This window comes from Kutzneria buriramensis, from assembly GCF_003387475.1.
GTDB lineage: Bacteria > Actinomycetota > Actinomycetes > Mycobacteriales > Pseudonocardiaceae > Kutzneria > Kutzneria buriramensis.
Genome location: NZ_QUNO01000014.1, coordinates 330,413 through 354,587 on the forward strand (window position 1 = coordinate 330,413; position 24,175 = coordinate 354,587).

Genomic DNA, 24,175 nt, shown 5'->3' on the forward strand with positions numbered 1-24,175 from the left:
GCATGACGACGTTACACCGATCGGGTGACCGCCATCCGGCCTTACACCAAAGCGTGCCTACCTTGCCGCTGCTCGTCGCCCGCCTGCTCGATCATCCGGGCGGCGACCCGGTCGATCGCCGCGTCCAGGTCGTCCCGGCTCTCCTGCCGCCAGTCCGACAGCCGTTCCACGATCCAGCCCCGCCAGGCGGCGGCGAGCCGGTCGAACTCGGCGCGGCCCCGGTCGGTCAGGTCCAGTTCAGGGCCCTGCCGCTCGAGGTAGCCGCTGTACTCCAGCGCGAAGAACGCCGGCTCGAACACCTTGGCCGGGATGCGGTGCCGCTCGGCGATCGCCTCGACCGTCGCCGGCTGCTGCAACTTGTGCTGGAACTTGACCCGCATCAGGCACCAAACACCGCCTTCGTCCAGGCTCGTCCCGGAGCGGCCGAGGATCTCCGGCGCGGCCTGCCGCCGCTCCCGGTACATCAGCGTGGCGATGGCGCGCTCCAGCTCCCGGTCGGAGTCCCTGGCCTCCGGCATCGCGAAGCCCTCGCCGAGTTCCGGCGCGCTCGCCCGGGAGGTGTCCCGCAGCGGCATCTCCTTGAGGAAGAACGACACCAGCAGCGCCAGCAGGCCGACCGGCACGGCGTAGAGGAACACCGTGTGCAGCGAATCGGAGTACGCCTGCACGATCGGCCGGGACACTGCGTCGGGCAGCGCGTGCAGCAGCGCCGGCACGGCCGTCACGTGCGGATCGACGCCTTGCGGCAACGGATGAGTTGCCAGCGCGGTCCCGAGGTTGGTGGTGAGCTGGCTGGAGTAGATCGAGCCGAAGATCGCGGCGCCGAACGAGCTGCCGATGGACCGCAGGAACGTCACGCCGGACGTGGCCACGCCGAGGTCGCCGTAGTCGACGGTGTTCTGCACGGCGATGGTCAGCACCTGCATGGCCAGGCCGATTCCGACGCCGAGCACCAGCATGTACACCGACGACAGCACGATCCCGGTGTCCGGTGTGAGCAGCGACAGCAGGTACAGCCCGGCGCTGATGCCGATGCTGCCCAGGATCGGGAAGATCTTGTACCGACCGGTCCGGCTGACGATGTTGCCGGACAGGATGGACGCCACCAGCAGGCCGATCACCATGGGCAGCAGGCGGATGCCGGAGCTGGTCGCGGACGTGCCCTGGACGTACTGCATGTAGGTGGGCAGGAACGACAGCGCCCCGAGCATGGCGAAGCCCACGATGAAGCTGAGGATGCCCGACACGGTGAACACCGGGTTGCGGAACAGCCGCATCGGCAGCATGGGCTCCTTGGCCCGCAGCTCCACGGCGACGAACAGGCCCAGCAGCACCACCGAGCCGACCGACATCCAGATGATCTCGGGGGAGCCCCACGCGTAGGTGGTGCCGCCCCAGCTGGTGACCAGCGTCAGCCCGGTCGCGGCCAGGCCGATCAGCAGGATGCCGGCGTAGTCGACGACCGGCTTGATCGCCGCCTTCACCGACGGCATGGTCACCGCCGCGACGACCAGCACCACCACGACGAGCGGGATGTTCACGTAGAACGCCCACCGCCAGGACAGGTGGTCCACGAACAGGCCGCCGAGCATCGGGCCGGCCACCGTCACCACGCCGAACACCGAGCCCAGCAGCCCCTGGTACTTGCCGCGTTCGCGCAGCGGGATGAAGTCGGCGATGAGCGCGGTGGACGTGACCATCAGACCGCCGCCGCCGATGCCCTGCACCGCCCGCCAGATGATGAGCCAGGTCATGGAGTCGGCGAAGCCGCAGAAGAACGAGCCGACGCCGAAGATCACCACAGAGAGCTGGAACATCAGCTTGCGGCCGAACAGGTCGCCGAACTTGCCGACGATCACCGTCATGATCGTCTCGGCCAACAGGTACGCGGTGACCACCCAGGACAGGTGGCCGGCGCCGCCGAGGTCGCCGACGATCGTCGGCAGCGCCGTGCCAACGATCGTCTGGTCGAGCGCCGCCAGCAGCATGCCGAGCAGCACCATGCCGAAGATCGCGTTGATCCGGCCGCGGCTGATGCCCACGGTGTCCGGTTCAGCGGTGGTGGCAGCCATTCACGCCCCCTCGTCCGGGTCGGTTCCGACTTCACCGCACGGGCCGGTCCGCCGCAGCGGACGTCACCCGGAGAGGTGAGATCCCGGGTATGAGCGTACAGAACAGTTCTGTTCTATTGTGTGTGATCCCCGCTACCGAGCAGCGGCGCCAGCAGGCCGTCCACGATCCGGTCCACCAGCTCCTCGGTCAGCTCCCGGCCCTTGAACAGCAGGTTCGACATGGCCAGCGCCAACGGCAGGTCGGCCAGCAGCTCCAGGTCCACGCCGGCCGGCAGCTCGCCCCGGCGGCCGGCGGCGGCCAACACCTCGGCCATCGGATTCGTGCCGCCCTGGCCCAGCTGCTCGGTCATCAGCCCGGCCAGCTCCTGGTCGCGACGACTGCCCTCCAGCAGCGCGAGCAGCAGCCCGCGACGGTCGCCGGCCACCTCGGCGCGCAGCCACTGCTTGCACAGCTCGCGCACGTCGCCCAGGTACGACCCGGTGTCCGGGGCCGCGATCTCGACCCGATTGGCCTGTAGCGCCGCCACGATCAGGTGCGCCTTGGACGGCCAGCGCTGGTAAAGGCTGCCCTTGCTGGCGTGCGCCCGCTGCGCCACGAGGTCCATGTTGAACCGCTCGTAGCCGACCTCGGCGACCGCGTCGATAGCCGCGGTGAACACCTCGGCGAGGCGCTCCGGGGTGTCGAGGGATACCCGTCGGCGCGAAGGGGACGACATTCCGGCGACAGTACTTCGGCGGTCCGAGGTTCCGTGCGCCGAGCCGGCACGGGCACCGTGCGCGCCGTTCGGCGTGGCGTGGACGGCAGCAGTGGTCACCCGAACAGTTCAATTGCCGCGACGGAGCCGAAGCCGCCGTGTCGGACAATGCCATTCGCCGCGCCGGGCGGGTTCGTCGTCGGCGCGTGCGTGTCCTCGGTAGCCGGTTTGATGCCGTCACTGACCATTGAACTCGGCGTTTCCGGCGCGGAGGCGGCGCAACTGCTGACCGTTTTCGGATTGGCCGGCGCGATGGCGATGTCACTGGTCGGACGGATCGATCCTCGGCGGTTGCCGCTGATCGGGCCGGCCGCTCTGACCATCGGAAATGCGTTGTCGGTATTCGCCGACAATTTCGTGTTGCTGCTGGCGGTGAGAATTGTGCTCGGCGTCGGAGCCGCCGGCGTGTTGCGGGCCGGCGACCGAGGGGTGAGCGGCGGGCTGGCCGTCAGGACGGTGCTCGGCGCGCCGATCGCGGCCGTGATCGCGGACCAGGCCGGGTGCAGGACGGTGTTCGTGCTGCTGGCCGTGATCGCCGCCGTCGGAGCGGCCGACGCACTACTCGGCGTGGTGCTGAACCCGATCAGACGACACCCGATCGGCGATCCGCGCCTGCTGCTCACGGCAGGGCTGAAGGTGATCTTCCGTGCCGCCGTCATTGCCGCATGTTCCCTGCTCACGCCGGTGCTGGCGGCCGCTGCGGGCCTGCACGGCCGGGTTGTCGAGGTGCTGTTCGTCGCGTTCGGCCCAGGGGCGGTGATCGGCGTCGTCGCGGTGCGGAGACGTGGTGCGAAGGCGGCCTTACTTGCGTCAACCGCACTCTCGGCCGCCTTCGTGGCGGCTCTGCCGTTCGCGCACGGCTCGGTGGTCGGAGTGGCCGCGGCGCTCGCGTTCTGGGGCGCGGCGGCAGGGGCGGCCGACGCCTCGATGCGTGTCCTGACCGGCGATCCGGTGGTCGACGACGTCGCCGGATTCCTGGGCGTGGGCCTGGCGGGACTGATCGGCGGCGCGGTGTTGACCGTGGCCGGTCCGGACGCGTTGCCGCTGGTCGCGGCGGCTGTCGCGGTGGTGGTGCTGCTCGCGGCGGCGGTGGGGCTGGCGTCGAACTCCCGGCGAGAGGGCCACCGTGGCCCTGGGGCCCTCTCCACCGGAAGTCAGGACGCGCGCTGACCTGCCGGCGCCGGCTCAGCGGTTGGGATTGACCGCTGCCCGGCGTGCGGTGGGACGGATCCGTCTGAGGTCGCCGTCGCGGCCTCGAGTCGGTGGTTCCGTCAGCCGCGGGTCCAGGACTGCTGTCATAGCACCTCCAGTGGTGTCGGTTCCCGGCCGGCATGGCGGGGCCTGCTGCGCGGGGATGACCCCGCGGCGCGGTGAAGACACAAACGTCACCCGAGAAGAGGAAGGGTGGCGATAACCGAAAGGTGAGTGGCCGTCCCGATCGGGAGATCGACGAGGTCGATGTCCATCGGACCGAGTCGCATGGCGCGCGTCACCCTTTCGAGTTCGGTGGGACCCGTCGACGCGGATCCGTGTCGGACTCATTGAGCCACCAGATGGCGGCCGTCTCAATACTCCATTTCGTTAAGGGACAACTAACTCATTGGTGTAGCGCCCGAGGGTTTGCTCACCAAGCGAGTGCGGAGTGTCACCGTGCGCGTTCACGGCCACACCTGTTCGGCCTAGTCGTTCGGATCCTTCGTAACTACCGGAGAGTAGACCGACCGGGCTAGCCGAACATCCGATGTCTGCCTGCGAAAGGGGTGAATCGCCCCTCGCTCCTTGTGCTCCAGGTATGGACCTCCTACGTTTTGACGCGGTCGCCGTCGCCGCCGCGCACGTCCGATGCCAACGAGCTGGAGGAACGAACGTGCGCAGGACTGTGCTGACCGCGCTGGCCGCGGTCGTCGCGCTGGTCGGGTCGGGGGTGCTCGGGGCGACCGCCGCGAGCCCGGCGCTGGCCCTGGACAACGGGCTCGCCCGCACCCCGCAGATGGGCTTCAACAACTGGAACCTCACGCACTGCAGGGCCCAGTTCAACGAGGCGTTCGTCAAGGGAATCGCCGACACCCTGGTGTCGACCGGCCTCAAGGACGCCGGCTACCAGTACGTGAACCTGGACGACTGCTGGGCCGCGTCGAGCCGGGACAGCAAGGGAAACCTGGTGCCGGACAAGACGCGTTTCCCGCACGGCATCAAGGCCGTCGCCGACTACGTGCACTCGAAGGGCCTGAAGTTCGGGCTGTATTCCAGCGCCGGCACCAAAACCTGCAACTCCGCCGGTTTCCCCGGCGGCCTCGGGCACGAGAAGCAGGACGCCGCGCTGTGGGCGTCGTGGGGCGTGGACTACCTCAAGTACGACAACTGCAACAACCAGGGGCAGGACGCCACGAAGCGCTACACCGCGATGCGCGACGCGCTGGCCGCCACCGGCCGGCCGATCCTGTACTCGATCTGCGAGTGGGGCCAGAACCAGCCGTGGACCTGGGCCGCGCCGGTCGGCAACTCCTGGCGCACCACCGGTGACATCAACGACTCGTACTCGAAGATGCTGTCCATCTACAAGGCCAACATCAAGCTGGGCAAGTTCGCCGGCCCCGGACACTGGAACGACCCGGACATGCTGGAGGTCGGCAACGGCGGCATGTCCGACACCGAGTACCGCACGCACTTCACGCTGTGGGCCATGATGTCCGCGCCGATGCTGATCGGCTCCGACATCCGCAAGGCGTCGGCGGCGACGCTGACGATCCTGCGCAACTCCGACGTGATCGCGCTCGACCAGGACGCGAAGGGCGTGCAGGGCAACGAGATCTCGTCCGCGAACGGCCTGCACGTGATCCGCAAGCCGCTGGCCGACGGCGACACCGCCGTCGCGCTGTTCAACGAGACCGGCAGCACCGCGAAGATCTCCACCTCGCTGTCGGCCATCGGCGTCTCCTCGGGCACGCACACGCTGACCGACCTGTGGTCCAAGGCGAAGTCGACCACCACGGACACCATCAGCGCCTCCGTGCCGGCCCACGGCACGGTCGTCTACCGCGTCCACTGATCAGCCGTTTGACAACTCGAGCGGGGCTGTTCCCGACGGTGAAACGCCAGGAACAGCCCCGTTTTCGGCGCCGTTCACTCCGCCAAGTCGGTGGGCTTCTGTCCGGCTCGGGACAAGATCCCGGGCGCTGCCAGGCTGGTGTGCCACGGTGTGGTCATGCGAACACGTGCGGTGATCTGGCGCCTCTCCGTCGGGGCGGCGCTGGTGGGAGTCGGCCTGGTCGCCGGCTCGGTCGCCTCGATCGCTGGGGCGGCGCAACAGGTGACGGCCGACGACGGCGCCAGAGTCGTCGGCCAGACCGTGGTCGGGCCGCGGACGCTGGATCTGACCGTCCAGTCGCCCGCGCTCGGCCGCACCGCCATGGCCCGGCTGCTGTTGCCGCCGGACTGGGACGTCCGGCCGTACGCCCGGTGGCCCGTGCTGTATCTGCTGCACGGCTGTTGTGACAACTACACGTCCTGGACCCGTGAGACCGATGTGGCCGCACTGACCGGCGGCACGGACGTGCTGGTGGTGATGCCGGAGGCGGGGCCCGACGGGTACTACTCGAACTGGCTGAGCGGCCCGGCCTGGGAGACGTTCCACACCGTCGAACTGCGCCAGCTGCTGGAGCGCGGCTACCGGGCCGGGCAGCGCCGCGCCATCGCCGGCCTGTCCATGGGCGGGCTCGGCGCGTTCGACTACTCGGCCCGGCATCCCGGCATGTTCCAGGCCGCCGCGTCCTACAGCGGGGCACTGGACACCACGCTGTCGCAAGAGGCGATCAACCAGGTCGTTTCGATTGTTTCGAGCAATGGTCACGACCCCGATGCGTTGTGGGGCGATCCGACCAGGCAGCGGCTGGTGTGGGCCGCGCACAACCCGCTGGACCTGGCCTTTGCCTTACGCGGCACCGCGTTGTTCGTGGCCGCCGGCAACGGCCAGCCTGGGCCGCTGGATCCACCCGGCACCGGGTTCAACGAAAGTGAGGCCCTGCACGGCGCTGAGACGTCCGCGCTGGTGGATCGGTTGCGGCTGCTGCACATTCCGGCCACCGTCGACCTTTACGGGCCCGGCACGCACACCTGGCCGTACTGGCAGCGCGAGCTGCACGAGTCGTTCCCGATGCTGATGGCTGCCATTGGAGCGTCGGCGGGAGGTGGCGCGTGACGGTCTGAGTACCGCAAATGCGTGGGACCTGCGGGGGCGTTTCCTGGTAGGACAACACGTGTGGTGATGCGCAGCGTCGAGGAACTGGTCCGGGCCGAGGCCGCCGGCCAACGGCTGAAGTACGTCTACTTCTGGGGCCACGAGCCCCGTCGGGACGGCCGGATCGGGGGCTCGTGCCTGAGCCAGTGGTGGCCCGCGGAGTTCACCGTGGACGGGCTCACGTTTCCCACCGCCGAGCATTTCATGATGCACCGCAAGGCATTGCTGTTCGGAGACGAGGAGACGGCCGCTCGGATCCTGCGGGCGCGGCACCCGAACGAGGCCAAGACCCTCGGCCGGGAGGTGCGCGGTTACGACGAGGAGGTGTGGGCCGCCAACCGGTTCGACATCGTCGTCGCCGGCAACCTCGCCAAGTTCGGTCAGCACGCGCTGCCGGGCCGGTTCCTGATCGGCACCGGCGACCGGGTGCTGGTGGAGGCGTCGCCGCTCGACCGGATCTGGGGCATCGGGCTGACCGCCGACGACGGGCGGGCCACCTCGCCGACCACCTGGCAGGGCGCCAACCTGCTCGGCTTCGCGCTGATGGCGGTGCGCGAGGAGTTGGTGGGCACGAACCTGATCGGCGGGTGGGAGAAGCCGCGCATCACCATCGTCGAGTACGACGCGGCGTGGCCGGTGCGGTTCCGCGAGGAGCGGAGCCGGATCCGCAAAGCCTTGGGGGCCAAGGCCTTGCGCGTCGACCACGTGGGATCGACCGCCGTGCCCGGGCTCGCCGCGAAGGCCATCGTCGACATCCAGGTCAGCGTCGACGATGTCGAGGACGACGCCGGCTACCTGCCCCAGCTCGAGGCCGCCGGCTATCACCTCCGGGTGCGGCAGCCCGACCACCGCATGGTGCGTACCGAGCAGCTCGACGTGCATGTGCACCTGTGCACCGCCGGCGGGCGCTGGGAGCGGGACCACCTGCTCTTCGGTGACTGGCTGCGGGCCACGCCCGCCGACCGGCACGCCTACGAGAAGCTCAAGCGGGAGCTCGCGACCCGGGAGTGGTTCGACATGAACCAGTACGCCGAGGCCAAGGGCGACCTGATCGACGAGATCCTGGGGCGCGCCCGGGAGTGGGCGGACCGCACCGGATGGACCGTCGACCGGCCGCGCGAATGACCGGCCACAGCTGACGGCTGGCCGCGCCGACGAGCTGCTGCGCTGTCAACCGGTCACACCGGCCCACATCTGCCGGCACACCGCCGGCCGGTTGAGAGAGGGACCTGGTCGGACTCGAACCGACACTGGCACGGACATGAACCGCGCGCTGCTGTCCACTGGGCGGCGGCTCGAAAAGCCTGGCCGGCGCTCCACCGGGCCGGGCTCAAGGAGCCTGGCGGGCGGTCAGTTGCCGGCGCGCGAGGACAGGCCGGTCCACACGGCCGTCATCAGCAGGTCGGTGGCGCGCTCGGGGGTGACCTCGGGCCGTCGCTCGCACCACTGGGCCAGGCGCTCGCACGAGCCGACCAGGATCTCGGCCGCCGCCTCCAGTTCCAGGAGGTCGGCGCCGGGCAGGGCCATGCCCATCCAGCCGATCATCAGGTCGGTCTGCTGGCGGCGGATGGCCTCGATCTCCTCGACGGCCGAGGGCACGGTGACGGCTGCCTCGTGCCGGAGCAGGCCATAGGACTGCCGACGCTCGGCGATGAAGCGGAAGAACGCCAGCACACCGAGGCGGAGCATGCTCTCGGGGCTGTCGGCGGCGCCGATGACGGCCTGCTCGGTGGCCTCACGCAGCTCGGTGCGGGCCTTGTCGATGCAGCCGACGAGCAGGCCCTCCTTGGAGCCGAAGTACTCGTAGAGCATCGGCTTGGACACGCCGACCCGCTCGGCGATCTCGTCCATGGACGCCGCCAGGTAGCCCCGCTCGGCGAAGACCTCCTCGGCCACCGCGAGCATCTGGGCCTTGCGGGCCGCCCTGGGCATCCGCCTGCGTCGGCCGGTGTCGGCTGCGCTCGTCACGGGAACCAGTCTACCCAAGGTAACCTACTCGTAGTAACCTACTGCTCGGTAAAGGTCGACGGAAGGATCGGGACATGGGCGGGCAGGACACCAGCGTCGTCATCATCGGCACCGGGTTCTCCGGGCTCGGCATGGCCATCCAGCTCAAGCAGGCCGGCCGGCACGACTTCGTGATCCTGGAGAAGGCCGCCGACGTCGGCGGCACCTGGCGGGACAACACCTACCCGGGCTGCGCCTGTGACATCCCCTCGCACCTGTACTCCTTCTCCTACGAGCAGAACCCGGAGTGGAGCCGGCTCTACGCGGGCCAGCGGGAGATCTGGGACTACCTGCGGATCTGCGCCGACAAGCACAACCTGCGCGAACACATCCGGTTCGGCGTCAAGGTCATCGGCGCGGCCTTCGACGACGAGACCAAGCGCTGGACGGTGCGGACCGAGAGCGGCGACACCTACACGGCGGACGCCATCGTCGCCGGCATCGGCGCGCTGCACATCCCGTCCGTCCCGGACCTGCCCGGGATGGAGCGGTTCCAGGGCGAGAGCTTCCATTCCGCCCAGTGGAACCACGACTACGACCTGACCGGCAAGCGGGTCGCGGTGATCGGCACCGGGGCCAGCGCCATCCAGTTCGTGCCGGAGATCGCCAAGCAGGTCGAGCACCTCACCCTGTTCCAGCGCACGCCGGCGTGGGTGATGCCCAAGGCCGACCGCCCGGTCACCAAGGTCGAGAAGACCTTCTTCCGGAACCTGCCCTTCACCCAGTGGCTGCAGCGGACGGCGCTGTTCTGGGCGCTCGACTCGCGGGCGCTGGCGTTCACCTTCAACCCGAAGCTCATGGACTTCGCCTCCCGGCCCGTCCGCAAGCAGATCAAGGAGCAGGTGCACGACCCGGACCTGCGCCGCAAGCTGACGCCGGAATACACCATGGGCTGCAAGCGGGTGCTGATCTCCAACGACTACTACCCGACCTTCAACCGGCCGAACGTCGAGCTGGTCACCGAGGGCGTCACCGAGGTGCGGGAGCACTCCGTGGTCACCGCCGACGGCGTCGAGCACGAGGTCGACGCCATCGTCTTCGGCACCGGCTTCCACGTCACCGACGCCTTCGACTACCTGGACATCAAGGGGCGCGACGGCGTCGACCTGACCAGCCAGTGGCGGGAGAAGGGCCTGGAGACCTACCTGGGCATCGGCGTCTCCGGCTTCCCCAACCTGTTCTTCCTGCTCGGCCCGAACACCGGCCTCGGCCACAACTCGGTGGTGCTGATGATCGAGGCCCAGGCCCGCTACGTGCTGGAATGCCTCACCACGCTGGCCGACCACGACGTCGCCGCGATGGACGTGCGCCCCGCCCCGCAGCGCAAGTTCAACCTGGAGATCCAGCGCAAGCTGCGCAAGGGCGTGTGGACGGTCGGCGGCTGCAACAGCTGGTACCTGGACTCGGCCGGGGTCAACCGGACCGTCTGGCCGGGCTTCGTCTGGCAGTACGTGCTGCGGACCCGCAAGGTCGAGCTCGCCGACTACGAGCTGCTGGCCCGGACCCGTACGGCAGCCCCGGTCGGCTGACGGCGGAAGGGGGTCGGCGGGGAGCTGACCCGACAAGAACTGGGGACGAGCCGGGAGACGGATCGTCGGGGTATCGGTCTCCCACGCAAGCCGGCCGCGGCGTGGCTCCGCGGCCGGCTTCGTGTGTGCGGACCGGTGGTGGCCTGCCCGATCGGGCGGCCGGACGGGCCGTGTCGTGGGCTCCTGCAGGCGGGACGCGGCCTGCCCGAAACCGACAATTCGGTGTGACGCCGGGCGGGACTCGCGGGGGTTGGACCGGCCGGGCAGGGGAGTGCCGGTCGCCGGCCGGGGAGAGGGCCGGCGACCGGGGTCAGCGGGTCATGAGCGTGCGCAGGCGCCGCATCAGGTCGACGGTGTCGACGCCGCAGAGCTCGGCGAGTTGCTCGAGGGCGGGCAGGTCGAGCTGGATCTCGGCGGTCCGGGCGCCGGCGGCGCGCAGGCGGTCGCGGGCCCACCGGCGCAGCGGCAGCAGCTCGGGCTGGGCGTCCTCGACGACGCGGGCGAGTTCCAGGCGAACGTGCTGGCCGGGGGAGTCGGTGAAGATCCGTCCGTGCACGCGAGCCAGCAGGTCGTGCGGCATCGCGTCCAGGGCCAGGCAGATCTCGGCCAGCCGGACCACCGAGCACTGCCTGGTGCCCAGCTCGTAGGTGGCCAGCGTCTGCAGCGAGACCTCGGTCTGCAACTTGCCTTGCAGCACCTTCCTGGTCCAGCCGCGTTGCTTGCGCAGCTTGCGTAGCTCGTCGCCGAGCACGCGCTGGTATGTCATCGGGTCGATCCGCACGGGAGTGAGAGCGTGCTCGGAGCGGTTCCTTACGCGGTTCGCGAGAACTTTTCGGACCGGTAGTCACTCGAACGGTCGAAGGGGTGACCGGGAGGCGACCACTGGGCGTCCGGCCGGTTGGCGGGCTTGTCCCCGGCGTCCGGTGGGTTACGCTGGACGGCGATGCCATTCAACTTTTTCACCCCAACGCACCTGGTCATCATCCTGTTGGTGATCGTGGTGCTGTTCGGCGCGAAGAAACTGCCGTCCGCCGCTCGCGGCATCGGCCAGTCGTTGCGGATCTTCAAGGCGGAGATGGGCGCCAAGGACGGCAAGGCCGAGGACTCGGCCCCGCCGGTCCAGCAGCAGCTCACCGACGCCCCGCACCCGCAGCAGCCCAGCGCCACGCAGCACAACACGCAGCAGCAGGGCAACGTCCAGTCCTGAGCCCGCGTCGACTCAGTTGACGCAGGTGACGCCGTCCGCCGTGATCGGCGCGTCGGATGAGGTGGCCGGAGCGGCCATGCGCGCCGCTCCGTTGAGCGACAGCGCGCCGCCGCCGGCCCATCCCTGGGCCCCCGGTCCGCGATAGTCGCTGCCCAGGTAGACCTCGACATGGCCGGCGGCCAGGCTGGGCTCCTGGGACACCGTGATGCCACCGCCGAGATCCCCGGCCACCTTGCGGGCGTCGGCCTCGCCGCCGGTGCCGTAGGTGACCAGCGTGCTGCCGCGCGTCGCCGTGTTGCCGGTGTCCCCGCGCCCGTAGCCCTTGGCCACCAGCTCGTCCATGGTCCGGCCGGCCAGCCCCACAACGCCGGCGCCGTTGAGCACGTCCACGGTGATCGGCGGCGGCGCCTTGGTGGTGGTCGACGTCAGACCCCGCACGAAGTCCTTCACCTTGAACGGGTCCACCTGCACGGCGTCGCCGTCCTGGGGCGTCTGGTACGAGATGTTCTCGATCGGGATGGTGGTGAACTGGGTGCTGCCGCCGGTCAGGCCGTGCAGCTGCTGGGCGAAGCCCAACAGGTCCCAGCCCTGGTCCAGGACCACGGACTTCTTGATCGCGTCAGCCAGGTCGGACAGCTTGCCGGGATCGGTCAGGGTGCCCGCGGACAGTACCTTCTGCGCCAGCGCGGCCATGAACGCCTGCTGCCGCCGGATCCGGTCCAGGTCGCCGTTGGGCAGTCCGTGCCGCTGCCGGACGAACGACAGCGCGGACGCCCCGGACACCACCTGCTGGCCGGCGGGGAAGTGCGCCCCGGAGAAGTTGTCGTCGACCGGGCCGTTCAGGCAGACCGGCACGCCGCCGATGGCCTGCGTGATGTCGTAGAAGCCGGCCAGGTTGATCTGCGCGTAGTGGTCGATGGTGACGCCGGTCAGGTCCTGCACGGTCCGGATCGCGGTCTTGGCGCCCTCCTGGTTGGACTGCACCTCCAGCTGCGCGCCGGCCAGGCCCTGCTGGCGCAGGCTGCCCATGGCCGCGTTCTTGCCCCAGGCGAAGGCTGAGTTGATCTTGTGTTCGCCGTAGCCGCCGGCGATGTCCACGAACGAGTCGCGGGGGATGGAGATCGCGGTCGCCCGGCTGCCCCCGTTCGGGATGTGCACCAGGATCATCGTGTCGGTGTTGGACTCGCCGTCGTCCCCGCCGGCGTGCAGTTGGGCCAGCTGGTCCGCGGACAGCGGGTTCCCCTGCGCGTCGGTCCGGCTGTCCATGCCGACCAGCAGGATGTCCTCTGAGCCGTCGGCCGGGGACTCGGTGCTGGTGCCGGAGTCGATGACATCCGCGGTGGTCAGTCCGCCGTTGATGTGCTGGAGCTGGGTCCAGCCGAACCAGGTCAGCCCCAGCGTCAGCACCGAGGCCAGGGTCACGGCGATCTTCGCATTGCGGACACCGTTGCCGGCGCGAACGGGGCGGCGGTAGGCGCTGCCGTACCGGTACCGGTTGTCCACACCTGCCCCTTCCCGCGCCGGGACCACGCGGTGTCCCCGTCACCAGGACGTGGAGTGTCCCGGAAAGGTTGCGGCCCGCACCGGTTTCTATACCCGGTCACCAAGATCGGCCAGCCGACGCGACGGAGGGCCACCCGGATGTGTGGTGAGGGCTACTCCCATTCCCAGCGCAACCCGTACAAACCGGCCGGGATGTCGACCAGGGCCACGTGCACGCTGCCGTTGGGCTCGATGCGCTGCTCGGCCTCCTCGCGGCGGCTGCGGCCCTTGCCCTGCTGCTTGGCCTGCGGCTGCCACACCGGGTAGCACCGCGCCGGCACCGCCCGCGGGTGGAACACGACCTGGAGCACGCACTCCCGGGTCGGCTGGCGGAAGCCCAGGGTGAGCTCCGTGGTGCGGACCTTCGGGTTGACGCCGCTGATCTCGTACTCGGCGAGATAGGTCTCGCCGATCTCCAGCTTGCGGTGGAACAGCAGCTCGGCGGCGGTGACGTCCTCCTCGGCGTCGTACACGGTGCGGCCCAGCACGCAGTTCACGCCGGCGGTGAACACCGGGCTGCCGGCCTCCGGGTCGTCGCCGACGTTCATCACCAGCATCCGGTCCGCGCCGTCGGCACGGGCGCGCAGCACGCGGCGCACGGCCATCCGGTAGCCGCGGCCGTCCTCGTCCAGGTACAGGTCCTGGTGGTGGCTGAGCGTCTCCAGCCGCTGGTTGGTCTCCGGGTCGATGGTGTCGGAGAGCATCTGGAGCGTCCGGTCGCTGTGCCCGAGGTCGGTGTACGGCACGGAGCCGGGCACGTGGTTGGCCCACCGGCCGCGCGGCCGGGCGGGCCCGAGCAGCGCGATCAGCGAGCCCGGAGGCAGGCCGAGCACCTTGTCCAGGCTGCGCACGGTCTCCAGCGAGCTGGCCCGCTCGGGCCGGCTGCGGCCGCGCTGCCAGTAGCTGAGGCTGGCCACGCTGACCTCGTGACCGCGGGCCTGCAAGCGGCGCTGGATGGTCTCCAGGCTCAGCCCGCTGGCCGCGATGGCGGCCTGGAGCGCCAGGTGGAACGGCCCTCTGCGGAGCACCTCGGCCGGCTCGTCCTCGTGCTCCGAGCCGGAGCCGAGGTCCAGTGCGGCGGCGAAGGTGCGGGTCACGCGGGTCCCTCCAGTTGACGACGGTCCGTGCGCGGACAGTCCGGTTCGATCGGGCAAATCCACCCGTTCGCATCGAGCCAACGCAGGACTGGTCTATTTTAGGGGCGCTGAGTGATCGATACCACTCGAAGGAGTGCAAGTGGCCCTGTCCCGCAGCACCATGGTCGCGATCCTCACCGCTGTTCCGTTGTCGCTGGTCACGGTGGGCGCGCCGGCGCTTGCCCAGCCCACCCCGGCGTTCTCGCCGCTGGTGGCGAGCGTGGTGCCCGGCCTGGACAAAGCGGTGAGAACCGGTGCGTTACCCGGTTCGCAGCGCCTGTCCGCCGCGGTCAGCCTCAAGCTGCGCAACCAGTCCGAACTGGACAAGCTGCTGGCCGACCAGGCCGCCGGCCACGCCAGGTACTTTACGCCGCAACAGTTTCGGGACCGTTTCGGACCGACGCAGGGCGATGTGAACCGGGTCACCGACTACCTGCGCTCGCGCGGCCTGAGCGTCACCGGCGTCAGCGCGAACCGGATGGCGGTCGACGTGAGCGGCACGGCCGACCAACTGGGCGCCGCGTTCGGCACGTCGCTGTCCAAGTGGCACGACGCGAGCCTCGGCCGCGACTTCACCTCCACCGACTCCACGCCGAAGGTGCCCTCCGCGCTGTCCGCGCTGGTCAACGGCGTCACAGGCCTGGACGGGCACTACAAGTCGGCGCGCCGCAGCGCCGAGGTGCCGGGCACCGGCAGGTCGGTGGGCAACGGCCCGGCCGGTGGCTACACGCCCGCCCAGCTGCGGTCCGCGTACGGGCTGGACGGCCTGGGCGAGGACGCCGACGGCACCGGCCAGACGATCGCGCTGTTCGAGTACGGCAAGTTCAACCAGGCCGACATCGACGCCTTCGACAAGCAGTACAACCTGCCGACCGCGCCGGTGGCCGTGAAGGACATCGACGGCGGCAACACCGACGGCGACGCGGCGCAGTCCGAGGTCGAGGAGACCGTCGAGGTGGTGCACGCCATCGCGCCGAAGGCGCACCTCGTCGTCTACGACGCGCCCAACACCGTCTCCGGCGAGATCGACATGTGGAACGCGCTGGTGGCCGACAACGTGCCGGTGGTGTCGTCGAGCTGGGGCCTGTGCGAGTACGACCGCAGCCTCGCGGCGATGCAGGCGGTGGACGCGGTCGCCAAGCAGGCCTCGGCGCAGGGCATGACCTTCTTCGCGGCCAGCGGCGACGCCGGCGCCTACGACTGCGAGCGCGACACCGGCACTTCGCACGCGGCGGACCTGGCGGTGGACTTCCCGGGCTCGGACCCGCACGTGACCAGCGTGGGCGGCACGCGGCTGGGCCTGAACGCGGACGGCACCCGGTCGTTCGAGACGACCTGGAACCAGGGCGGCGGCTGGGCCACCGGCGGCGGCGTGTCGATGATCTTCGACAAGCCGGCCTGGCAGACCGGCGACGGCAAGCGGCAGGTGCCGGACGTGTCCGCGGTGGCCTACGGCGGCGAGTACTCGCTCTACCTCCAGGGCTCCTGGACCAGCGGCGGCGGCACCAGCGCCTCGGCGCCGCTCTGGGCGGCCTACCTGACGCTGGTCAACCAGCGCGCCGGTCTCATCGGCAAGCTGACTGTGGGCTCGCTCAACCCGAAGCTGTACGCACTGGGCGGATTGGCTGTCAACGACGTGACAGAGGGGGACAACCGCTTCTATAAGGCCGGTGCGGGCTACGACATGGCCACCGGCTGGGGCACCCCCAACGGCGTCACGCTCGGTGACGCCCTGCTGGGGTAGCGGAAGATCATCGTTATACGTCTGTGGCGCACGGCTCACGCCGTGCGCCACCTGCGTTTACGCGGCGTCAGACCTCAGACGTTGATGTCGAGGATGTCCGGCCCGTTCTCCCGGGCGAACTCCAGCTTCGCCAGGTCGGAGCGCGGGATCGCGACGCTGCCGTCGATGTGCAGCGGGTCCGGATTGCCGGGCACGCCGTAGCCGCTGCTGCCGACCAGCCAGCTGCTCACCGCGCGCTTGCGGCCGTCCTTGGCCACCGCGTACAGCGTGCAGTCCAGCGGGCCCTTCACGCCGGTCAGGTCGAACGAGACGTTGGTGCCGTGGTCGTCGCCGGTCAGGCCGATCTTGGCCGTCACCGGGCCGCTGCTGGCCTGGATCGTCTCCGCCGCCCCGCCGCTGAACGCGCCGGTCAGGCCCAGCGTGAGCAGCGGACCGCCGACGATCAGCACCGCCGCCGCGGCCGCGGCCAGGAAGCCGGTGCGGCGACGCTTCCGACGGGCGTCGGCGATGTCCACCATGACGCCCTTGAGCACCGTGTCCTCCATCCGCGGCGGCGCGGGCAGTTGCGGCGCCGGACGGAAGTCGGACAGGTCGGGCATGCTCGTCATCGGCGGGCGGGGACTGTGCCGGGGACCGCCGGGCGCGGGGTTGCGCGGCAGCGGGCCGCTGTTGCCCAGCATCGGCGGGGGAGTGCTCAGTCCGGCGTTGGGGTTGACCGCGCCGCGGGCCGGCCCGGCCATGTCGTCGCCGAGCAGGTCGGCCAGCAGGCCGCTGCCGCGCACCTGGTCCAGCAGCGACGGCAGGCCGGACAGCTCGTCCAGTTCGGCCTGGCAGCGCGGACAGGTGGCCAGGTGCCGCTCGAAGGCGGCGTTGTCCGGCTCCTCCAGTGCCCCCAGCACGTAGGCCGCGACGTCCACGTGGTCGGCCGGCGAGGTCATGTCGTCATCCCCCGATCCTGCAACGCTCGGCGCAGGGCCCGCAGTGCGTAGTACACCCGGCTCTTCACCGTGCCCGGCGGTACCCCGAGGACCTCGGCGGCCTCGTTCACCGTCCGGTCCTTGAGGTATGTCTGCAGGATAGCCTCGCGGTGCTCCGGCGACAGGCTGCGCAGCGCCTCGGCCACCACCATGGCCGACAGCGTCTTGTCGGTGCCGTCGGGCACCGCCACCAGCTCCAGCGGGCCGGCCTCGGTCTCCGGCGGCCGCGCGCCCTTGCTGCGATGGCCGTCGATAACGATTCGGCGAGCGACCGTGAACAGCCAGGCCCGCAGCAGCCCCGGGGCGTCGTCCAGCTTGTCGGCGTTGCGCCAGGCGCGGAACAGCGTCTCCTGCACGACGTCCTCGGCCCACTGCTGGTCACCGCCCGTCAGCCGGAGCACGTGCCCGAACAGGGCGCCGCGATGCTCCTGGTACAGGGCCGTGACCAGCGTCGAGTCCCCGCCGGCGGCGTTGGCCGCCACGGGCTGGTCGCGTCTGGTCATTCGGTACCGCACCACGGGACACATCTTGATGCCACGAACGTGTTTGCGGAAGTGCACTCTCGGTAGCAGTTGATAACGGTCAACTGTGAATGTGAGCGGTTTCAGCGATGGGTGAGCCGAACCTGACCGCGCTGAGTACTTAGTGGCGACCCCGCTCCCGCTCGAAAGGACGACACCGTGCACCCGTGCCGCAGCCGTCGTGGCCGGCTCATGGCCGCCGCCGCGCTTGGCCTGCTGCCGCTCGCGCTGGCCTCCGCGTGTTCGGGCGGCTCACAGGCCGCCACCGGCGCGGAAGCCGTCGCCACGCCGGTCTACACCTCGGACGCCGACGCCCCGGCCGACAACGCCGCGCTCAGCGTGTCGACGACGGCCCTGGGCAAGGTCGTGGTCAACGGCGAGGGTTTCACGCTCTACATGTTCGCGCACGACTCGGCCAAGCCGTCGCACGCGACCTGCGACGGCGAGTGCGCGCTGACCTGGGAGCCGGTCTCGGCGCAGGCCGGGTCCGTCTCGGTGGCGGGCGTCGACCAGCGGGCGGTCGGCGAGGTGACCCGCTCGGACGGCACCAAGCAGATGACCTACGAGGGCTGGCCGCTGTACCGGTACCTGCCCGACCAGAAGCCCGGCGACACCACCGGGCAGGGCCAGGGCGGGCTGTGGTTCGCCATCGGGCCCGACGGCAAGAAGGTGGCGGCCACGTCATGATCGCCAGGGTCCTCGTGCTACTCGCGACCGTCGTGCTCGCCGTGATGTCCCCGATCACGGCGGCGGTGGCGCATGCGGCAGCACCGGGCCAGGGCGGGTCGAACGCCAGCCAGAGCGACCAGGACGTGCTGACGATGGTCATGCAGTCCGGCATGTGGGAGATCGCCGCCGGCGGCATGGCCCGGAACCAGGCTTCGGCGGCGGCGGTCCGCACCGCCGCCGCGACCCTGGTCACCGACGACACATCGCTCAACCAGCAGGCGGCCCAGGCCGCCGAGAAGCTGGGCGTGCAGCTGCCCGGCCAGCCCGACGCCGACCAGCAGGGCTGGCTCTCCCAGCTGCACGACGAGGCGGGCGCGACCTTCGACCACGACTACGTGAACCTGGTGCGCCAGGCGAACGGAAAGGTGTTCACGGCAGTCGCCGCGGCGCGTGCGGGGACCAAGAACGATCTGATCAAGCAGTTCGCTCAGAGCGCGGTCGACACGGTCATGAAGCACATGACCGTGCTGGAGGACACCAAGTTGGTGGACGCCAACGCGCTTCCCGATCCGGCCCTTCCCTCGACGACCGATCAGCAGGCCCAGGGCGGCGCAGCCGACCCGGGCGGCGCCACCCCGACGACGGCGCAGGTGGCCCAGCAGTCCAACACGACGGCAGCGCCCGTCGACGACCGGCCGGGTCCGGCCGAGGTGCTCGTCGGCGTGCTGCTGATCGGCGTGCTGGCCTGGGGCACCGTGATGATCATCCGCAGGGTCGTCAACTCCGCATGACGAGGTGAGAATCAGTGTTCGGAAAATCAAGGACGCCCTGGTCGCGCGGTACGCGACTGACCGCGGTGATCGGCGGCCTCGTGTTGGCCGCCGGATCGGCCGTGGGCATCGGCGTCGCCGCGGGGATGGGCGACTCCTTCGCCGCCACCGGCGACTCGCCGGAGATGGCCAGCGTTCAGGCCCTGCTTGCGAAGGCGCCGAAGCCCGGCTCGGACAAGATCGGTCCGTTCGCCAACGACTTCATCGACATCAAGAAGGTCCAGCCCAACCGCAAGGCCAACGTCGGCGGCGCGAGCGGCACCTTCTCCGTCGACTGCGGCACCAACCAGAACAACCACCACAACTCCGACAACTTCATCGTCACGCCCGGCGTCGATCACGGCGCCCTGCACGTGCACGACTACGTCGGCAACCGGACCACCACCGCGCGGTCAAACGACCGCAGCCTCGCGGCCGGCGGCACCACCTGCGCCAACAACGACAAGTCGACCTACTTCTGGCCGGTCATCCGGATCAAGCAGGAGGCCAACGGCAAGCAGGACACCCAGCAGGGGCCGGACAAGGGCAACATCGGCCGGCTGGTCGAGCCGAGCGCGGTGAAGATCTCCTTCTCCAGCGGCGGAGCCAGCAAGGTCACCGCGGCGCCGCAGTTCCTGCGCTCCATCACCGGTGACGCCAAGGAGGTCACCAACGGTCCGGCCAACGCCCGGCCGTCGTGGACCTGTCAGGGATTCGAGAACCGGATCACCAACAAGTACCCGGTGTGTCCGGGCAACAGCGCCGTCGAGCGGATCCTGGACTTCTCGTCCTGCTGGGACGGCCAGAACCTGGACTCGGCCAACCACCGCACGCATCTGGTGTTCCCCAAGGGCAACGGCCAGTGCCCGAAGGGCACCAAGGCGGTGCCGGCGCTGGAGTACACCCTGACCTACGCCACGGTGCCCAATGGCTCGGTGTTCGCGGTCGACGGCTTCGACGGCCAGCTGCACAATCCGGCGACCGACCACGCCGACTGGGAGAACGTGATGACCGCCCAGCAGATGAACGGCGTGGTCAGCTGCATCAACAACGGTCAGCAGTGCGTGAACCAGCCCCAGGGCGGCGGCAACAACGGTGGTGGCGGCAACACCGGTGGCAACACGGGCGGCGGCAAGAACGGGGGCGGCAACACCGGCCAGCCCGCGTCCAACCAGCGCGTGACCTGCCCCGACGTGCGCAGCCAGATGCCGGCCGTGCCGGCGTCGGTGAAGAGCTCGGTGACGCAGGACCTGGACCAGATGGACAACTTCCTGACCGACGCCAACAACCGCCTGCAGGCCGCGGGCGACCAGGCGACCCAGGACTTCGTCAACAACTCCATCCTGGGCCCGCTGCAGAACAACCGGCAGTTCCTGATCAACCAGATCCTCAACCTGTTCAACCAGGCGCGGGCGCCGCAGCCGCAGAACAACCTGGTGTCCATGGCGCAGTGCTCGATGGCCGGTAACTGACCCCGCGGGGCGCCGTGCCGCGCGCGACGCGGCCCAGCCAGCACGGCGCCCACTCCAGCGAACGCCCCTCCCGGCAGCCAGTCGGGCGGGGCGTTCGCCGTTTTACGTCTATTTCTCCGATCCGCCGGCCAGTGAACGCCGAGTAAACCGGCGGGCAACATCCGCAAGGCCTTCGGTGAACGCGACAGGAAAGCGATAAGTGATTCGCTGAGAGAACGCTGAGATGCCCGAAGATCAAGTTACATTCCGAAACCTGATCGTGACCTCAATTGAACGTGATCCGCATCACACTCGATAGTGTGGATCGCCACCCTGACAATCCTGTCGCCACGCTGTCGGCCGGCCAGTACGGTGCCGCTGACCGGGGATTCGGGTGTGCGGCCCGTGGTCGAGAGGCCCGCCACCTGCGTCGGGTGGTGTTCGGCTCCGGCGGTTCGGGGGTTTTCCCCACCTTCGAACCAGGGGTGTCCCCCATGGACCGGTGTGTGCGGATGAGGTGAGAATCATCGCCGTGAGCGACCAGGCGGCAGGGGGCCGAACCAGGGGCGGGCGGCGGACGTGGGCGCTGCTCGCGATCGTCAGCTTTGTCGCCGCGCTGCTCCCGATGGTGTACCTGCACCTGGAGTCCAGTCGGCAGCTCAATCCGATCAAGCACACGATCAGCGACTATGTATTCGCCAAGCAGGGTGCCCGGTATTTCGACACCAGCCTGGTCGCGCTGACCATCGGCTCGATCGCGTTGATGGTCGGACTCGCCTCCGTCGGAATTGTTCGGGGAACGGTGCTGACCGTGCTGGTCTCCGTCTGGTGCGTCGGTCTCGCGGTCGCGCTGCTCTTTCCGACGGATCCGACCGACGGTGTCCAGTCCATTTCGGGGGCGGTGCACCGCTGGGCCGCGATCTTCTTCTTCCCCTGCCTGTCGGCGGCCGGATTCCTGCTGGCCAGGCGGTGTCAGCTGACCCGCGGGTGGGAGCGGTTCGCGCCGGTCGTGCTCCGCCTGGCGCTCGCCAGCACAATCGTGCTCGCCACGTTCGCGATGATTCAGCTGGCCATCAACGAGCCCGAGATGCTGCCATTCCTCGGATTCGTGAAGAATTACCTAGGATTGGCCGAGCGTATACTCTTCGGTATCGACATGGCGCTGCTCTTCGTGTTGGGAATGGCGTTGTGGCGGGGCGCGGGGCCGGCGGTGGACCGCCACCGGGAGGCCGGCCTGGTCGAGGGCGGTGCCGGATGATCCCGCTCGCGATCGCACTGGCGGTGCTCGGGGCCTGCTGCAACGCCGTCTCGGCGAGGCTCCAGCACGGCGGCCTGAACGAGTGCGCCGACGAGCGCGGCCTGCGGCTCGCGGTGCTGCTGCGGCTGGCCCGGCAGCCGATCTGGCTGGCCGGCATCGCCATCGCCGGCTGCGGGGCCGCGCTGCACGCCACCGCGCTCGGGCTGGCGCCGCTGTCCGTGGTGCAGCCGATCGGCATCCTCGCGTTCGCGCTGACCACCGTGATGTCCGTGCGGATCGAGAGCATCCGGCTGGACCGGGTGGCCGTCGGCGCCGTCGCCGCCAGCACCGTCGGCACCATCGCGTTCGTGCTGCTGGCCGCCACCCAGGCCCGGGCGACGGTCGTCGCCCCCGACGTCGAGCTGCGGGCCACCGTGCTGGTCGTGGGCCTGGTCGGCGGGCTGGCCGCGGTCGCCGCCCTCAACACCGGCGCGGTGCGCTGCCTCGGCTTCGCCACCGCGTCCGGGGTCAGCTTCGGCTTCGTGTCGCTGCTGATGCGGGCCACGCTGCAACAGTTGGGCGGGAACGGCCACCCGTTCCCGCTGCCCGAGATCGCCGGCATCGTCGTCGGCATCCTGGTCGGCGGCTGGCTCGTGCAGCACGCCTACGCGAGCGGACCGCCGGAAGTCGTGATTGGCTGCCTGACCGTGATCGATCCGCTGGTCGCCGTCGGGCTGGGCGTCGTGCTGCTGGGTGAGGCAGGGGACACACCGCTGTCCCTGGGCCTCGCCGCCCTGCTCTGCGCCGTGGTCGCCGCCGGGGGCGTGGTCGTGCTCACGCTGCGTCGGCCGAAGTCAACCCCACCAGCTAATACAGTCGTCGACGGCGACCGGCAGCTTGTCGCGCCCGGGATGACCCAGCACTACGACGGGAGTACGAAATGACCTGGTCCCAGGTGCCCGATCGGCACGAGGCGGCCTCCGGACTGCGCATCGTGATCGGCGCCGAGACCTTCCCGCCGGACGTCAACGGGGCGGCTCGGTTCACCCACCGGCTGGCCGTGGGGCTGGCCGAGCGGGGGCACGAGGTGCACGTGATGTGCCCCGCGCCGACCGGGCGGGCGTCGACGGACGTGGTCGACGGGGTCACGGTGCACCGGTTCACGGCGTACCGCACGCCGTTCCACCCGTCGTTCCGCCTGGTGTGGCCGTGGCAGGCGCAGAACCGGATCGACAAGCTGCTGGCCGAGATCAAGCCGGACGTGATGCACGTCCAGTCGCACTTCCTGCTGACCCGGGCGCTGATCTGGCGGGCCGAGCGGGACCGGATCCCGCTGGTGGCCACCAACCACTTCATGCCGGAGAACATCCTCGGCCACGTCCGCGTGCCCGGCCTGCTGCGCGCCGCCGCGTCCAAGCTGGCTTGGTGGGACCTGACCAGGGGCTTCGGCAAGGCCAGCGTCGTCACCGCGCCGACGCCGCGCGCCGTCGAGCTGCTCATGGACAACGGGCTGCCGCAGCAGGCGCGGCCGATCTCGTGCGGCATCGACCTGGACCGCTACCAGGACCGTCCGGTCTCGCCCGACCCCGACCACCGCACCGTGCTGTTCGTCGGCCGGCTGGACGAGGAGAAGCACGTCCACGAGCTGATCCGGGCCCTGCCGCTGATCCCGGCCGAGCTCCGGGTGCGGGCCGAGATCGTCGGCGACGGCAGCAAGCGCGAGGCCCTGGAGCAGCTCGCCGGCCAGCTCGGCATCGCCGACCGGGTCCGGTTCCGCGGCTTCATCTCCGACGAGGACCTGCTCGACGCGTACGCCGCGGCCGACGCCTTCTGCATGCCCGGCATCGCCGAGCTCCAGAGCCTGGCCACCATGGAGGCGATGGCCGCCGGCAAGCCCGTCGTCGCCGCCGACGCGATGGCGCTGCCGCACCTGGCCCGGCCCGGCCGCAACGGCTGGCTCTACCCGCCCGGCAACGTGCCCACCCTGGCCGCCCGCCTGACCCAGCTGTTCTCCGACGACGCCGAGCGGGAGCGCATGGGCAAGGAGAGCCTGGAGATCATCGGCAAGCACGGCGTGAACACCACGCTGGCCACGTTCGAGGACGTCTACCGGGAGGCGATGGCCGAGTCCCGGCGGCTCACCCGGCTGGCCGACCACCCGCGGCTGCCCGAGCAGCCCCGCACCGAGTCCCGGGAGCGGGCCGAGCGTACGGCGTGACGGGTTCCGATTCGATCGAAGGGACGCCTCGCCTGCGCGAGGCGTCCCTTCGTGCTTTCCCAGG

At 70.0% G+C, this 24,175-nt stretch carries 21 protein-coding genes; 13 read left to right on the forward strand and 8 right to left on the reverse strand.

The genetic code is table 11. The features are described from left to right. Window positions 1-41 precede the first annotated feature (41 nt). Entirely contained in the window at window positions 42-2,072 is a 2,031-nt protein-coding gene (locus tag BCF44_RS36965) for an MDR family MFS transporter (protein WP_116179109.1), read from the reverse strand. A 113-nt stretch (window positions 2,073-2,185) separates the two neighbouring features. Beyond that, window positions 2,186-2,788 carry a TetR/AcrR family transcriptional regulator gene (locus tag BCF44_RS36970; protein WP_116179110.1) on the reverse strand — a complete coding sequence of 201 codons (603 nt, stop codon included), beginning with the start codon at window positions 2,786-2,788 and terminating at the stop codon, window positions 2,186-2,188. Window positions 2,789-2,935: 147 nt separating this feature from the next. On the opposite strand from BCF44_RS36970, the gene BCF44_RS36975 reads away from it, so the two are divergent. From BCF44_RS36975 to BCF44_RS59005, 4 genes are all read left to right on the forward strand, one after another. Continuing rightward, window positions 2,936-3,997: an MFS transporter gene (locus BCF44_RS36975; RefSeq protein WP_116179111.1), complete on the forward strand. Its 1,062-nt coding sequence runs from the start codon at window positions 2,936-2,938 to the stop codon at window positions 3,995-3,997. A 697-nt stretch (window positions 3,998-4,694) separates the two neighbouring features. Continuing rightward, a complete protein-coding gene (locus tag BCF44_RS36980) occupies window positions 4,695-5,876 on the forward strand; it encodes a glycoside hydrolase family 27 protein (protein WP_246016015.1) in 1,182 nt (393 codons plus the stop codon). 156 nt (window positions 5,877-6,032) lie between these two features. Further along, window positions 6,033-7,025 (forward strand): alpha/beta hydrolase, encoded by a 993-nt coding sequence (locus tag BCF44_RS36985; RefSeq protein WP_116179162.1) that lies wholly within the window; start codon window positions 6,033-6,035, stop codon window positions 7,023-7,025. A 66-nt stretch (window positions 7,026-7,091) separates the two neighbouring features. Beyond that, window positions 7,092-8,189, forward strand: a complete 1,098-nt coding sequence (locus BCF44_RS59005) for a riboflavin biosynthesis intermediates N-glycosidase (protein WP_170217949.1) — start codon at window positions 7,092-7,094, stop codon at window positions 8,187-8,189. Window positions 8,190-8,414: 225 nt separating this feature from the next. On the opposite strand, the gene BCF44_RS36995 is transcribed toward BCF44_RS59005, so the two are convergent. Then, window positions 8,415-8,996, reverse strand: a complete 582-nt coding sequence (locus BCF44_RS36995) for a TetR/AcrR family transcriptional regulator (RefSeq protein WP_116179113.1) — start codon at window positions 8,994-8,996, stop codon at window positions 8,415-8,417. Between the two features lie 110 nt (window positions 8,997-9,106). On the opposite strand from BCF44_RS36995, the gene BCF44_RS37000 reads away from it, so the two are divergent. Beyond that, window positions 9,107-10,600 carry a flavin-containing monooxygenase gene (locus tag BCF44_RS37000; protein ID WP_116179114.1) on the forward strand — a complete coding sequence of 498 codons (1,494 nt, stop codon included), beginning with the start codon at window positions 9,107-9,109 and terminating at the stop codon, window positions 10,598-10,600. Between the two features lie 310 nt (window positions 10,601-10,910). Here the strand turns inward: BCF44_RS37000 and BCF44_RS37005 are convergent, their stop codons facing one another. Continuing rightward, the gene (locus BCF44_RS37005) at window positions 10,911-11,381 is read right to left on the reverse strand and encodes a helix-turn-helix domain-containing protein (RefSeq protein WP_211353377.1); all 471 of its coding nucleotides are present in this window, start codon (window positions 11,379-11,381) and stop codon (window positions 10,911-10,913) included. Window positions 11,382-11,543: 162 nt separating this feature from the next. On the opposite strand from BCF44_RS37005, the gene tatA reads away from it, so the two are divergent. Continuing rightward, entirely contained in the window at window positions 11,544-11,807 is a 264-nt protein-coding gene (tatA, locus tag BCF44_RS37010; protein ID WP_116179115.1) for a Sec-independent protein translocase subunit TatA, read from the forward strand. A 12-nt stretch (window positions 11,808-11,819) separates the two neighbouring features. On the opposite strand, the gene BCF44_RS37015 is transcribed toward tatA, so the two are convergent. Next, the gene (locus BCF44_RS37015; RefSeq protein WP_116179116.1) at window positions 11,820-13,310 is read right to left on the reverse strand and encodes an LCP family protein; all 1,491 of its coding nucleotides are present in this window, start codon (window positions 13,308-13,310) and stop codon (window positions 11,820-11,822) included. 152 nt (window positions 13,311-13,462) lie between these two features. Then, window positions 13,463-14,446, reverse strand: coding sequence for a helix-turn-helix transcriptional regulator (locus BCF44_RS37020; protein WP_116179117.1), 984 nt, complete (start codon window positions 14,444-14,446; stop codon window positions 13,463-13,465). A gap of 139 nt (window positions 14,447-14,585) precedes the next feature. On the opposite strand from BCF44_RS37020, the gene BCF44_RS37025 reads away from it, so the two are divergent. After that, window positions 14,586-16,229: a S53 family peptidase gene (locus tag BCF44_RS37025; protein ID WP_116179118.1), complete on the forward strand. Its 1,644-nt coding sequence runs from the start codon at window positions 14,586-14,588 to the stop codon at window positions 16,227-16,229. A gap of 74 nt (window positions 16,230-16,303) precedes the next feature. Here the strand turns inward: BCF44_RS37025 and BCF44_RS37030 are convergent, their stop codons facing one another. Further along, window positions 16,304-17,167 carry an anti-sigma factor family protein gene (locus BCF44_RS37030; protein WP_116179119.1) on the reverse strand — a complete coding sequence of 288 codons (864 nt, stop codon included), beginning with the start codon at window positions 17,165-17,167 and terminating at the stop codon, window positions 16,304-16,306. Beyond that, window positions 17,164-17,709 (reverse strand): sigma-70 family RNA polymerase sigma factor, encoded by a 546-nt coding sequence (locus BCF44_RS37035; RefSeq protein ID WP_246016016.1) that lies wholly within the window; start codon window positions 17,707-17,709, stop codon window positions 17,164-17,166. Before BCF44_RS37035 ends, BCF44_RS37030 begins: the two co-directional genes overlap by 4 nt. 177 nt (window positions 17,710-17,886) lie before the next feature. Between BCF44_RS37035 and BCF44_RS37040 the strand changes: the two genes are divergently transcribed. From BCF44_RS37040 to BCF44_RS37065, 6 genes are all read left to right on the forward strand, one after another. Beyond that, entirely contained in the window at window positions 17,887-18,414 is a 528-nt protein-coding gene (locus tag BCF44_RS37040; protein ID WP_211353378.1) for a hypothetical protein, read from the forward strand. Beyond that, the gene (locus tag BCF44_RS37045) at window positions 18,411-19,187 is read left to right on the forward strand and encodes a DUF4142 domain-containing protein (protein WP_116179121.1); all 777 of its coding nucleotides are present in this window, start codon (window positions 18,411-18,413) and stop codon (window positions 19,185-19,187) included. Before BCF44_RS37040 ends, BCF44_RS37045 begins: the two co-directional genes overlap by 4 nt. 65 nt (window positions 19,188-19,252) lie before the next feature. Then, window positions 19,253-20,677, forward strand: a complete 1,425-nt coding sequence (locus BCF44_RS37050) for a DUF1996 domain-containing protein (protein WP_116179122.1) — start codon at window positions 19,253-19,255, stop codon at window positions 20,675-20,677. A 511-nt stretch (window positions 20,678-21,188) separates the two neighbouring features. Then, window positions 21,189-21,914, forward strand: coding sequence for a DUF998 domain-containing protein (locus BCF44_RS37055; protein ID WP_147328773.1), 726 nt, complete (start codon window positions 21,189-21,191; stop codon window positions 21,912-21,914). Then, window positions 21,911-22,837 (forward strand): DMT family transporter, encoded by a 927-nt coding sequence (locus tag BCF44_RS37060; protein WP_116179124.1) that lies wholly within the window; start codon window positions 21,911-21,913, stop codon window positions 22,835-22,837. Before BCF44_RS37055 ends, BCF44_RS37060 begins: the two co-directional genes overlap by 4 nt. Beyond that, window positions 22,834-24,111 carry a glycosyltransferase gene (locus BCF44_RS37065; protein ID WP_116179125.1) on the forward strand — a complete coding sequence of 426 codons (1,278 nt, stop codon included), beginning with the start codon at window positions 22,834-22,836 and terminating at the stop codon, window positions 24,109-24,111. The genes BCF44_RS37060 and BCF44_RS37065 overlap by 4 nt, the downstream gene beginning before the upstream one ends. Window positions 24,112-24,175 lie beyond the last annotated feature (64 nt).